Origin of the sequence: Halanaerobium saccharolyticum subsp. saccharolyticum DSM 6643, assembly GCF_000350165.1 — a bacterium.
GTDB classification, from domain to species: domain Bacteria; phylum Bacillota; class Halanaerobiia; order Halanaerobiales; family Halanaerobiaceae; genus Halanaerobium; species Halanaerobium saccharolyticum.
The window spans coordinates 316796-329425 of the sequence record NZ_CAUI01000023.1; the positions used below are offsets into that span (position 1 = coordinate 316796).

Genomic DNA, 12630 nt, shown 5'->3' on the forward strand with positions numbered 1-12630 from the left:
CAATAATAGCTGGATTTCCATTTAAACAAATAATCTTACATTATCAATGTCATTTAGCTCCCTATTTAAAAAATAAAATTAAATAATTTGGTCAAAAGTCCAGATTCCTGCTTATCACCAATAGGTCCTTCACCTTCATATTCAACATTTGCAGAGGCAACTCTTTTTGAAGAAATTTCATTTTCAAAGTTTACATCCTCTGCTCTAATTACACCACTTAAGATAATTGTCTGTGTTTCACCATTAATCTTTACCTGTTTTCTGCCCTCTATTTCTAAATTTCCGTTTTCATCAATTTCAATTATTTTAGTAGTGATATCCGCTTCTAAAGTACCACTGCGCTGGGTTTGCCCGTCTGCAGATTCCGAATCTGAGTAACTAAAATCAAAGAATGGCAGGAAATCAAGAATATTAGTTCCTCCTGCGGAATTATAATCACTATCCTGACTTGTACCAGTATTTGCACTCTGAATAGCGCTAGCATCCTCTTCGATTACTACAGTAATAATATCGCCAACCTCATACTCGGGAAAATCCTGATAAAAATTTGCAGAATTATCACTCCACAGAGAATTAGCACTTACTGATAGCGTAGAAAATATTAAAATTAATGAAAATATAATTATTGATTTTTTTGAAATCATTTTTCCACCTCTGGATAAATCATGTATTATTTAAGGAGATATATACTTAACTTCGTTTTCTGATACAACCACTGCCTGAAATCGATAACCTGAATTTTCATTTTCCACTGTTATCTCCTCGCCCATTCGGCCACGTTCTTTTGCAATAACATAACTGCTTAGCTGCACATTATTTTTGATGATTTTTATTCTAACTCGATCTCCCCATTGAACTAAGTAAGGGTTCTTGATAACTTGATAACTTAAATAATCACCTTTTTTAAGGCTTGTTTTAAGTTCCTTGTTTTGAACAATATTCCAATCAGAAATTATTTGATCAGGATTTTTATAAATTACCTGTTCAAGCTCTTTAAAATCTGCCTTATTTAGATCAGAATTATAGGGAATATCTCTTACTGCCTGATAAATTTTTCTTTTTATTCCTAAATTAAATCTATAATATATTCTTTTTTGAACTTCTTTATTTTGTATAATCTCTAATGCTATATTATTTCTTCCAAATTTAAATCTAGACTGTGAAGCAATTTGAAATTTATAATCTCCAGCAGCAATATTGTATTGATCAGGATTATTCAATTCTTTAATAAAAAGATTTTCAGGATCTGCCTGCAGCTGCTTTTTTAATTCATTTTCAATAAAAGTTTTGACAGCTGATTTATCAATAAAGCTGCTTTTTCTTAGAATAACTACTTTTTTTGGCATCGAAAGCCTAAAGTCATTGCTTTGATAACCCAAATTTTTAATAGATAGTTCAACTAAAACTCTATTGATAAATTTTTGATAGCCCGGCTGGGGCGAATTTGTAATCTGAATATTTTTTAATTTATTTAAATCATCTTCTCCAAAATCAAATCTATTAATTTTTGCAATTTCACCTAAATATATATTAGCTGATTTTACTACTTCTTCCTGATTAATTACCACTTCAAAAGCAGCTGCAGAATTAGTCATTATTAAAATTAGAAATAAAAGAAAAATAATCTTTTTCAAACTAAACTCACCTCAACAAATTATCTTTTAAGCTGATTAGCAGTCTGCAGCATTTCATCTGAAGCCTGAATGGCTTTCGAATTAGTTTCATATGCTCTTTGGGCTGCAATCATATTTACCATTTCTTCTACAACTTTAACATTAGACATTTCTAAAAAGCCCTGAGTAATTGTTCCAGTACCATTTGTCCCTGGAGCAGATTGATTGGCCATTCCAGAGGCAGTTGTAACAGAATAAAGGTTACGACCCTGACTTGCTAATCCTGCAGGATTAGAAAAGTTATATAACTGAATCTGTCCTGCTTCCTGCATTTGATCAGAACCACCTGGCTTATAACTTACAGTCCCATCTGAAGTAATAGAAATACTTGTTGCCTCAGGTGGAATATTAATCTGTGGATCAAGATAATAACCATCAGCAGTGACTATGTCTCCATTACTGTCCATTTTAAACGATCCATCTCTAGTATAACCAAAATTACCATTAGGCAGCTGAACTCTAAAAAACCCATCGCCTTCAATAATCATGTCCAAAGGACTGTCAGTATTTTGAATGTTTCCCTGAGTGAAAATTTTCTGAGTACTATTAACTTTTGAACCATGACCAATTTCAATTCCAGTCGGTACTTCTGCCCCTTGAGCATTCGGGGTCCCAGCATCTTTCATATTTGTATAAATTAAATCGGCAAAGTTTATTTTTGATTTTTTAAAACCACTTGTATTAACATTTGCCAGGTTGTTGGAAATTACATCAATATTTGTTTGTTGAGAATTCATTCCTGTAGCAGATGTCCATAATGCACTAATCATTTTAATCACTCCATATAATTTTATGTTTTTCAAAGAATTTATCTGCTGTATCTCTCAGTCAACAGCAGCACTTCAGCTTCCTTTACAGGTCCAGCTGATTTTTTTAATTTTAAGCCTTACCAACTTCATTAATTACCTTGGATAAACTTTCATCTAAACTAGTAATTACTTTTTGATTTGATTCATAATGTCTGGTTGTTTTAATCATCTTAACCATTTCTTCAACTATTTTAACATTTGAAGTTTCTAAATATCCCTGAACTACAGCTGCCTCAGATTCAATCGGACCATTGCTTTCTTCAACTGCTTGGTATAAATTATCACCCTGTTGAATTAACTCTTCCGAATTTTCAAAATTAACAACTGCAATCTGACTTCCTTCTAAGCCGTTATTAAAATAGATAACCCCATTTTGATCTACATTTAAGTCTTCCCCAGAAATAAGCTGGATTCTCTCTCCATTTTGATCAAGTACAGGGTTACCAGACTGTGTAACTAATTCTGAATTATTATTTATAGTGAAATTTCCATCACGACTATAGCGATTTCCTGCTTCAGTTTCAATAGTAAAAAATCCTTGACCCTGAATCGCAAAATCCAATTTAGCATTAGTTTTCTGAAAATCACCCTGTCTCATATCTTTAAAACTTCTTTCCATAAAAGCTCCAGTAGATATTTCGCCAATTTCTTGGCTGGGCTTGTCAGCTTCAATTCTTTGTAATAGCATTTCCGGAAAAGAACTTGTAATAGTATCACTTTTTTTAAAGGCAGTAGTATTAGCATTAGCAAGATTATTGGCTCTGATATTTGATTTCTTTTCTAAAACTCCCATGCTAGAAGCTGCAGTATAAAGTCCTTTAATCATTTTTTCACCTCCTTAATCTGATATTTGTCTAATTTCTTTATTTTCTTCTTTAAACTTACATCCCAGTAATTTATTTAGAATTATCTTTTTATCATGAGAAGTTAATATTTGAACTCCAGAAAATATACAATCTTTAACTTTAACAACTGCTGCTGGAGAATTGTTGATTTCGTCAGTTAATTCTTTAATTTCTTTTCCAAGCTTTTTCTTTTCTACAGTTAATTGCAAACTAGCTCGCTTTACTTTTGTTAAAAGTTCTTTCTTATCTGCTGGAAGTGTAATCCCTTTTTCCTGCATACTCTCCAACATTTCAATGCTTTTCTGAACTTTATTTAAATTGTCAATTATTTTCTCCTGCTCCTCTTTAGCCTCTTTTAATCTCTGCTTGACTTTAGGCATCATCCCAATTTCAATTAAAGTTTTTGTGGCTAAACTTGAGCCAATTAAATTTGCTTCAATTAAATTTCTAGAAATAATTTTACCACCAACAATTAAGCCCTTACCTTCAGTGACTTTTATGCTATCTTTAGCTTTAATATTACTGTGCATAATCGCTTCATAAACCCTAACATTATTTGCTTCAACAGAAGCGTTTTCAATAAATCTTGCGTAAAAATCTCCTTCGGCAGAGGCTGTCCCCTTGTTTCTACCAACAAATCCTTTTTTTATTAAAATATTGCCAGTACTTTTTAATTCGCAGGCACCAGCATTACCAGCAATCTCTATATCTCCATCAGCTTCAATTTTAAAACCTTCTTTAACATTACCGTTAATCTTGACACTTCCGACAAAATTTATATTCCCTGTACTTAAATCAACATCACCATTGACAGTGTAAACATCTTTGATAACAATCTTCTGAAATTCCCTAACTATTTGTCCATCTACTGCTGAATAAAGGCTATTATCCTTTTTGACAGCATTTTTTGACCGTGGGAGTTTAGGGTTTTTCATCTTTGGTGGTGCAACTTTTTGGCCTTTGATATTAATACCTGGCTTACCAGCTTCTGCTTCGACTTTAGTAACAATTTTTTCGCCTTTACGAACATTATTTATTAAATCTAATGAATGAAAATCCATTGTCCCATCTTTACGAAGAGTTCCTGCTTGTTTTTTCTTTTCTTCAAAATGATAAATCAACTTCCCATCCTTGCCCGGAGTCGGAGCTTTCCCTTCTGCAATTAATGTTTTATTAGGATATTTATCTTTATCCAAAATTGTTTTTATCTTAGTTTTATTAATACCATAACTGATATTTTCTTCAGCAAGAACTTTTTCAATATCTGCTAATTCTAGGTCTAAATCATTAACTTCAGTATTTATAATTAAAAATGCTTTTAGTTTATCAGCTGAAATTTCAATTTTCAGATTCTCCAAATCTATACCTCCTAATATAATAAACTTAGTTATGCAATTTTATTATTGTTAATATTCTTGCTAAAAATATTCTTTAGATCTGCTCAACATCCCCCGCAGTCTGCTGATTGTATGACTATGTATTTGGGAGACTCTTGCTGCTGAAATATTCATTACTGCAGCAATCTCTGCCTGAGTCAGCTCTTCGTAATAATAAAGAGAAATGAGCAGACGCTCTTTTTGGCTTAGTCTATCTATTGTTTTTGCTAATAAGTTAACTGCTTCTTCGCGGGCTAATTTATCTACTGTTTTCTCTAAATCAGCTGCGATAATTTCTATTAATTCTACTCCATCAAAATCTGTAGAAAGTGAAATGCTTTCTGAAATGTTTTGATAATACTCTAGAGTCTTTATTCTTTCAGTACTGATATTAGTTACTTTACTTAATTCTTCCTCATATAAACTGTTTTTATCTTGATCCGCTTTTAAATCAATCTTAGCCTGTTTTAATTTTTTTAACTGACTGCGCATATTATTAGGAAGCCAATCTTTTCGACGTAAATAGTCTATAATCTCCCCTTTAATTCTTGGTAAAGCAAAGGTTGAAAAACTATAGCCTCTTTTATAATCAAATTTCTCTATCGCTTCAATTAAGCCTATAATACCATAACTTTCTAAATCTTCCCGCTCAATATTATCGGGCAGCATCACCATAATTCTACCTGCAGCATATCTAACTAGATCAATATGTTCTAAAATAATTTTTTCTCTAGCCTGATCGTCATCTTCTTTTTTATATTTTTCCCACAAAGACTCATCTAAAAGCATTATAATCTTCCTTTAGTAAATTTATTATTAAGATAAAGTTACTTCTCCTTCTGATCTTCATACTCAATTTCAGGAGGATTTAAAGGAGAAAAATCTTCAGCTGTTTCTTTTGGTTCTTCTTTTTCTTTATTATTCTCTTCTTCGCCTTTATCATCGCTATCACTATTATCTGATTGTGTCTTAATAAAATAAACAGATAACTGGACTAGCAATGCCAAAACTGATACAAGAAATAAATATTTAAGGCCATTTAAAAACACTGTTTCTAAATTATTACCACTTAATAAATTATATATTACTGAAACTACATATGAAATAAACCCGGCTAAAAATGAATTAAAAATCATCTTCCTAACCCTTTCTGCCTTAGTTTCCTCTGCAGGTTGAAAATCCATTGAATTATCATTTCTCTATTTCTATCACTAATATCTATAAACTCTATTCCATATTTATAAACTTCAAAGTTTTCTTTTCTTTTCCTTACAATCTTCCCCTTAATTAATTTATCTAATTTTATTAGTTTTTTAAAAGAGATTTTTATTTGATCTCCCTCTTTTAATTTTAATTTTGTTTTTATTTGTATACCCCCACCGCTAATATCCATTAACTTAACTTCTTTTTTTTCAATAGAACCATCTTTTTTTTCTTGATTTAATTCAACAATTCCATCAAGTTCAAGTCTGAAATAATCTCGTCTCTGAATTCTTTTTAGTTCTTCGGGTCTTTTGATTAAGATAAAAGGCAAAGGTTCTTTAATTCTCTGCAAGATGACGCTTTTAAATTCATAAGCTGCTCTATCAGTGGTAAAATAAACATAAATTATATCATTCTTTTTAACTGCTAAAGGGGCTCCATGCTGATAAAGGCCGGTGATTACTATTCCTGCATCCACAAAGTCTGCAATTTTTGAAAGATAAATCTCTGGATAATCATCCAATTCAAATTCAACTTCAATTTTTTGGTTTATCTTTAATTTCTTCATCATCTCAACTCCAACAGCTTTTTCAACTATTTCCTTTTAAAAAGCCAATCATTTTATAAAAATAACTTTTGACACCTTTTGCGCTTTTTTTCTCTCCACTTACTTTCCTAGCAATTTTTTCAAAATCTAATGCGGTATCTCGATGTGGAAAAAGTTCAGAAAATGGTTTTTGCTTCCTAATTGCAGCACTTATTTTATTATCTGAACTAACAGTACCTAGCAGTGTTAGTTCTATATTTAAATATTTTTTAACGGTCGAAATCATTCTTTCAGCAGTTTTTTTTGCTTCTTTTTCATTATTCACCTGATTAATAACCATTTTCACAGGACTTTTATAGTCATGGTTAGCAAGAATTTTAATCAGGCTGTAACTATCCATTATTGATGTTGGCTCTGTTGTTAAAACAAGAATTAGTTCATCTACAGCTCTGATAGTATTAACTATACTCCGGGAAGCACCTGCCCCAAGATCAATTAACAGAAAATCAAAATCCTTTTCCAGAGTAGAGCCGATATTAAGCAGTTTATTTATAGAATTTGTGTTATCATCTATAAAACTATCATCGCCAGTTATTCCACTTAAAAGCTTAATTCCAGCGGGAGCATCACAAATTGCTTCTTCTAAAGTACATTCATCCCTTAAAAGATGGCCTAAATCATATTTAGGCTGAACTCCAAGCATAATATCTAAATTTGCCATTCCTATATCACTATCAATAATTAAAACTTTTTTATCTAATTTACATAACTGATAGGCGAAATTACTGCTAAAAGTTGATTTCCCAACTCCACCTTTGCCACTGGCAACTGCTATTGTTCTTGTTGTAGTATTTGTGTTTTCAAACTCAGCAGTTTTAGAAGCAGCTGCTACATCTTCCTTTTTCTCTTCCAACTTTTCTTTCATCATTTCTTTCAAACGAGCCGCCTGATTACGCATAATAATCACCAAATAAATATTTTCTTAAATTATCGGCTTTGGCAGCCTCAATATCTTCTGGTACGTCCTGACCAAAACTCAAAAATGAAAACGGGAGCCCATAATTTTCTTTTAAATTAATAAGGTCACCATAACTTTCTGTTTCATCGAGCTTTGTTAAGAGCATATGGTCAGGGTTGAGACTTCCAAATTTATTAATAATACTTTTCAGATCACTACTTTTGGTGTTCATGCTAACTACCAGATGTGTTTCATCGATAAAATCAGCTGCTGTATACATTTTTAATCTTGCCAGCTGTAATTGATCTTTCCAGCTGCTGCCTGGAGTATCAATTAAAACTAAATCACAATCATTAAATCTATTATCAATTAAATCTTTAAGTTTATCGCCACTATATGATACTGCAAAAGGAAGATCAATAATATCACTATAGGTCTGCAGCTGCTCAACTGCAGCAATTCGATAAGTGTCAGCAGTTATCAAACCAACTTTTTTGTTTTTTTCTACAGAAAAAATAGCTGCTACCTTGGCAATAGTTGTTGTTTTCCCAACTCCTGTTGGTCCAATAAAAGAAACAACTTTCTGTTTTGAGTTTAAGTTAATTCCACTCTCAAAATCAAAATATTTATTACAAAACTTTGGTAATTTTTCTTTAAAAGAAGTATCTTCAGTAAAATCTTCCTCTTTTTCTAGTTCCCGAATAAATTTAGTAATAAATCTAGATTCAACACCTTGAGCCAGTAAATAATTATAAATATTGTCATCAGCTGTAGAAATTTGATTATTAGATTTTCTAACACTTTTAATTTTTTTAGACAAATTTTCTTTTGCAGTTTTGACCTGATTATCTTTTTTATTATTAGCTAGTTCAGTTTGTAAATCAAACTTTTTTTGCTTTGTCTGTTTTAAGTCATCATTCTTATAATTATTTTGGACAGCTTCTTTTGCATTAAAATTAGCATTATTTTGAGTCTCATTTTGCGAATTAAAATCTTTATCTTCAGTTTTTACATCATTTATGAACTCTTTGATTGCATTTATTTCTTCAGGATTCTCAGCTTCAGTTTTAACTTCAATTGTTGCTAAAACCTCAATTTTTGTTTTTGCAAAAAAGCCAAAAATTCCGCCCTCTTTATACTTTCTTCTATCAATAATTACTGCTTCAGGACCTAAATCTGCCTTAACTTTAAATATGGCATCCTGTATAGTTTCTCCTGTATATCTTTTAACCTGCATTTAATTTACTACCCCCTGTACCTGTAAATTAACATCTGATTCTAGTTCATTAAAGGATAGAACAATTAGTTCAGAAAAAGTTCTATGAACCATCTCTTTAAGCGGTCTTCTGAGCATTGGTGAGGTCAGAAGTATTGGCTCTTTACCTGTTTCTAAAAGTGATTTTGCCTGGTTTACAACTTTATTAATCAAAGCCTGAGCTTCAGCAGGCTCAAGCGAAAGAAATCTACCCTGATCAGACTGCTCGACTGAATTAATAAGCTTTTCTTCCTGCCCAGGATCAATAGTGATTGCATAAAGTGTATCATCTTCTGCGGTGAACTGATTGCTTATTTGACGAGAAAGCCCCTGACGAACGTATTCAGTCAAAATGCTTTGGTCATTAGTTCTTCCAGCATGATCAGCCAGAGTCTCTAAAATAATAATTAAATTTTTAATAGGAATGTTTTCCCAGAGTAAATTCTGTAAAATCTTTTGAATCTCACCAAGTTTCATTAAATCCGGTATAAGTTCATCTATTACAGCTTCATTTTCTTCTTTATAATTATCTATCAGTTTTTTTACTTCTTTTCTACCTAAAAGTTCGTATGCATGTTCTCTTATTATTTCAGTTAAATGAGTGGCCATTACAGAACCTGGGTCAACAACCGTGTAGTTTGCTAATTCTGCATTTTCCTTTTGTGATTCTTCAATCCAGAGGGCCTCTGTCCCAAAAGCAGGCTCTTCAGTTTCAATGCCTGGAATATCTTCGAAAGTATTACCTGGATCCATTGCTAAAAATTTATCAGTATAAAGCTCGTACTGACTGAGTTCTACACCATGCAGTTTTATTTTATATATGTCAGGTGGCAGCTGCAGATTATCTACAATTCTAATTGGCGGTAAAATAATTCCTAACTCAACTGCAATTTGTTTGCGAATATTACTGACTCTATCTAAAAAATCTCCTCCCTGTTCGGGAAGAACCAGTGAAATAAGATTATATCCTACTTCAATTTCTAATTTATCTACTTTAATCAATTGTTTTAACTCTTCCTGTTTCATCTCCTGTTTTTCAGCTTCTGTCATCTGGCGCTGTTTTTTCTGCTTCTTCTCAACTTCAGCCGGCTGCTCTGCGGCAATTCTCACAATTAAATAGGCTAGTACTCCAATAAAAATTGCTAAAAACATAAATGGCAGTGTTGGCAGTCCAGGCACAAATCCGATAACTAAAAGCACACCTGAGGCAATAAATAGTGCTTTAGGCTGTTTTAAAAGCTGTTCTGTCATTTCATTACCCATATTATTATCAGAGGCAGCTCGAGTAACAACCATACCGGTTGCAGTTGAGATTAAAAGAGCAGGTATCTGTGATACAAGTCCATCACCCACTGTTAACAAAATATATGTTTGAGCAGCTTCGGCAAAGCCCATCCCCTGCTGTAAAACACCAATAACTAATCCACCGACAATATTAATAAAAGTAATTATAATACCGGCAATAGCATCACCTTTAACAAATTTACTGGCACCATCCATTGCCCCATAAAAATCGGCTTCCTGTCTAATCTTTTCTCTTTCCTTTTTTGCTTCTATCTCATCGATTACACCTGCATTTAAATCAGCATCAATACTCATCTGTTTACCTGGCATAGCATCCAGAGTAAAACGGGCTGCTACTTCGGCAACTCTTTCTGCACCTTTGGTAATTACAACAAATTGGATGATAACAATAATTAAAAAGATAATTAAACCAACAACATAATTACCACCAACAACGAAATCACCAAAACTCATTATAATCTCGCCTGCATAACCCTGACCTAAAATTAATCTGGTGGTCGAAACATTAAGTCCCAACCGAAAAAGTGTAGCAAAAAGTAATAAAGACGGAAAAACAGATAAATCTAAGGGCTCAGTTGTATAAATACTGACAAGTATAATAACCATAGCAAAGGTAACATTAGCAGCCAGCAGCATATCAAGCAGCATCGTTGGCAGCGGAATAATAAACATTACAATTATACTTACTACCATCAATGCAAAAATCACATCTGTATTTTTAGTTATTTTCGAAAAAGCTATACTGTTATCCACTAATTACTTCCCTCCAAAACTTTGTAAAACCAATTAATAATTGTCTTTGTCTTGAAAAACCTTAGCCAATATTTCTGCAACAGCCTGATAAAGTTCTACCGGTACCTGATCCCCAATTTCTGTCATTGAATTTAATGATCTAGCAAGGGGTTTGTTCTCTATTATTTTAATTTCTGATTCTCTTGCTTTTTCTTTAATCTTTTGAGCAACAAAGCCTTCACCTTTAGCCAGCACAACTGGAGCTTCCATTTCATCTAACTCATACTTTAAAGCAACAGCAATATGGGTTGGGTTGGTAATTATTACATCAGCCTCTTTTACAGAAGACATCATTCTGTTCATACTCATTTCTTTCTGTCTCTGTTTTCGCTGCTGTCTAATAATTGGGTCCCCTTCCATCTCTTTTCTTTCCTGTTTAACTTCATATTTAGACATTTTAAGATCTTTATTATGCTGCCATCTTTGGTAAATCAAATCAATTATTCCAAGTACCATAATAGCAGTTATTATCGAAAAAGCCATGGTACTGATTAAATCACTGATTACAACAAGTGACTGTCTTAAACCCTGATGCAGAGTTTTTTGAAATACTTCTATATTTTTTACTAAAATATTATAAGCTATTGCAGAAATTATTGCTAACTTAAAAAGTGATTTAAAAAGCTCCATTAAAGATCTAAGTGAAAATATGTTTTTAAAACCCTTAATTGGATTTATTTTTTTAAGGTCGGGAACTAAAGACTTGGTAGTAAATAGTGGTCCGATCTGCAGAAAATTAACTAAGACCCCAGCGGCTGCAGTAACGACCATTACCGGAGAAATAGCTCTAATAGCTTTCATAAAAGCAGTTAACAAAATATTATAAGCATTATCTATACTAAAAGGTGAAGTTATTAATTCAGTAAAGTAATATCTAATTTCTGTAATCATAGTAAAGAACATCTGCTGCATTAAAAAATATAGTAATAAAAAACTGGCCAGCAAAGTAAAAGCCTGACTTATTTCCTTACCCTTAGCAACATTACCTTCTTTACGAGCATCCTCTTTCCGCCGGGGAGTGGCATCTTCTGTTTTTTCTCCACTACCATCTTCTGCCATTGTCTCCCCTCCTTTTATTTAGGGACTTATCAATCTAAAAATCTGTGGTATTTCATTAATAATATCAAAAATTATTTCAGCATAAAAATTGTTTAAAACTGGTATTAAAACAAAGAGTAAGAGCAGACCGGCCATTATTTTTATCGGTAAACCGACTACGAAAAGATTCATCTGCGGAACTGAACGAGCTAAAAAAGCTAAAATCAAATCTATAAAAAATATGGCTCCTGCAATTGGAATGGCAACTTTTACTGCCAGCAAAAACATATCTCCACTCCGGCGAAAAAAGTACTGCCATATTTTCAAACTAAAATTTACTTGGCCGGGAGGAATAATTCTAAAGGATTGATGTAAATGTTTAACTAAATACAGATGACCATCCACAGCTAAAAATATCAAAGTCAGCAAAATATTTTTAAACTGACCGATAACTGGTGAGTTAATACCACTAAAAGGGTCAACTACATTAGCAATTCTAAAGCCCATTCCCATATCTATTATCTGCCCTCCCAGTTGAACAGCAGCAAAAACTAAAAAAACTGCCATCCCCATAAAAAGTCCAACACTTAATTCACTCATAATTTTAACTAAAACTAGTAAATCGCTGGCTGGATATATTGGCTGATAAAAACTGAGTACAACCGGCATTGTAATAGCGGTCAGGGATAGTGCGATTAAAATTTTAGCCTGATAAAATATTACCTGACTGCTGAAGATGGGAGTTAAGAAAAATATACCCAAATAACGACTAAAAATTAAAGCAAACAAAAATATAGCCTCATTTATCAAAAAATCTTCTCCCAAGAAT

13 protein-coding genes are annotated in these 12630 nt (G+C 32.5%); all 13 read right to left on the reverse strand.

Annotated features, from left to right (window positions below):
- Nucleotides 1–65 precede the first annotated feature (65 nt).
- Nucleotides 66–644, reverse strand: coding sequence for a flagellar basal body L-ring protein FlgH (locus HSACCH_RS11605; RefSeq protein WP_005490010.1), 579 nt, complete (start codon nucleotides 642–644; stop codon nucleotides 66–68).
- A 30-nt stretch (nucleotides 645–674) separates the two neighbouring features.
- Complete coding sequence (flgA, locus tag HSACCH_RS11610) at nucleotides 675–1634, reverse strand: flagellar basal body P-ring formation chaperone FlgA (RefSeq protein WP_005490011.1); 960 nt, start codon at nucleotides 1632–1634, stop codon at nucleotides 675–677.
- Nucleotides 1635–1654: 20 nt separating this feature from the next.
- A complete protein-coding gene (gene flgG, locus HSACCH_RS11615) occupies nucleotides 1655–2443 on the reverse strand; it encodes a flagellar basal-body rod protein FlgG (RefSeq protein ID WP_005490012.1) in 789 nt (262 codons plus the stop codon).
- A 109-nt stretch (nucleotides 2444–2552) separates the two neighbouring features.
- Entirely contained in the window at nucleotides 2553–3308 is a 756-nt protein-coding gene (gene flgF, locus HSACCH_RS11620) for a flagellar basal-body rod protein FlgF (protein ID WP_005490014.1), read from the reverse strand.
- Between the two features lie 12 nt (nucleotides 3309–3320).
- Nucleotides 3321–4685: a DUF342 domain-containing protein gene (locus HSACCH_RS11625; protein WP_005490015.1), complete on the reverse strand. Its 1365-nt coding sequence runs from the start codon at nucleotides 4683–4685 to the stop codon at nucleotides 3321–3323.
- 60 nt (nucleotides 4686–4745) lie between these two features.
- Nucleotides 4746–5492, reverse strand: coding sequence for a sigma-70 family RNA polymerase sigma factor (locus HSACCH_RS11630; protein WP_005490016.1), 747 nt, complete (start codon nucleotides 5490–5492; stop codon nucleotides 4746–4748).
- Between the two features lie 38 nt (nucleotides 5493–5530).
- On the reverse strand, nucleotides 5531–5839 hold the full coding sequence (locus HSACCH_RS11635; RefSeq protein WP_005490018.1) for a hypothetical protein: 309 nt from the start codon (nucleotides 5837–5839) through the stop codon (nucleotides 5531–5533).
- Nucleotides 5836–6474, reverse strand: a complete 639-nt coding sequence (locus HSACCH_RS11640; RefSeq protein WP_152416037.1) for a flagellar brake protein — start codon at nucleotides 6472–6474, stop codon at nucleotides 5836–5838. Before HSACCH_RS11640 ends, HSACCH_RS11635 begins: the two co-directional genes overlap by 4 nt.
- A 22-nt stretch (nucleotides 6475–6496) precedes the next feature.
- A complete protein-coding gene (locus HSACCH_RS11645) occupies nucleotides 6497–7411 on the reverse strand; it encodes a MinD/ParA family protein (protein WP_005490020.1) in 915 nt (304 codons plus the stop codon).
- Entirely contained in the window at nucleotides 7404–8648 is a 1245-nt protein-coding gene (gene flhF, locus HSACCH_RS11650; protein WP_005490022.1) for a flagellar biosynthesis protein FlhF, read from the reverse strand. Before flhF ends, HSACCH_RS11645 begins: the two co-directional genes overlap by 8 nt.
- Nucleotides 8649–10724 carry a flagellar biosynthesis protein FlhA gene (gene flhA / locus HSACCH_RS11655; protein ID WP_005490024.1) on the reverse strand — a complete coding sequence of 692 codons (2076 nt, stop codon included), beginning with the start codon at nucleotides 10722–10724 and terminating at the stop codon, nucleotides 8649–8651.
- Between the two features lie 33 nt (nucleotides 10725–10757).
- Nucleotides 10758–11822, reverse strand: a complete 1065-nt coding sequence (flhB, locus tag HSACCH_RS11660) for a flagellar biosynthesis protein FlhB (RefSeq protein WP_005490026.1) — start codon at nucleotides 11820–11822, stop codon at nucleotides 10758–10760.
- A gap of 18 nt (nucleotides 11823–11840) precedes the next feature.
- On the reverse strand, nucleotides 11841–12626 hold the full coding sequence (gene fliR, locus HSACCH_RS11665) for a flagellar biosynthetic protein FliR (protein WP_005490027.1): 786 nt from the start codon (nucleotides 12624–12626) through the stop codon (nucleotides 11841–11843).
- Nucleotides 12627–12630: the final 4 nt, after the last annotated feature.

Excerpts from the sequence above, each read along its gene's own strand:
- HSACCH_RS11605 (WP_005490010.1), bottom strand. The coding sequence starts at position 644 with ATGATTTCAAAAAAATCAATAATTATATTTTCATTAATTTTAATATTT.
- flgG (WP_005490012.1), bottom strand. The coding sequence starts at position 2,443 with ATGATTAGTGCATTATGGACATCTGCTACAGGAATGAATTCTCAACAA.
- flgF (WP_005490014.1), bottom strand. The coding sequence starts at position 3,308 with ATGATTAAAGGACTTTATACTGCAGCTTCTAGCATGGGAGTTTTAGAA.
- HSACCH_RS11630 (WP_005490016.1), bottom strand. The coding sequence starts at position 5,492 with ATGCTTTTAGATGAGTCTTTGTGGGAAAAATATAAAAAAGAAGATGAC.
- HSACCH_RS11635 (WP_005490018.1), bottom strand. The coding sequence starts at position 5,839 with ATGATTTTTAATTCATTTTTAGCCGGGTTTATTTCATATGTAGTTTCA.
- HSACCH_RS11640 (WP_152416037.1), bottom strand. The coding sequence starts at position 6,474 with ATGAAGAAATTAAAGATAAACCAAAAAATTGAAGTTGAATTTGAATTG.
- HSACCH_RS11645 (WP_005490020.1), bottom strand. The coding sequence starts at position 7,411 with ATGCGTAATCAGGCGGCTCGTTTGAAAGAAATGATGAAAGAAAAGTTG.
- flhF (WP_005490022.1), bottom strand. The coding sequence starts at position 8,648 with ATGCAGGTTAAAAGATATACAGGAGAAACTATACAGGATGCCATATTT.
- flhB (WP_005490026.1), bottom strand. The coding sequence starts at position 11,822 with ATGGCAGAAGATGGTAGTGGAGAAAAAACAGAAGATGCCACTCCCCGG.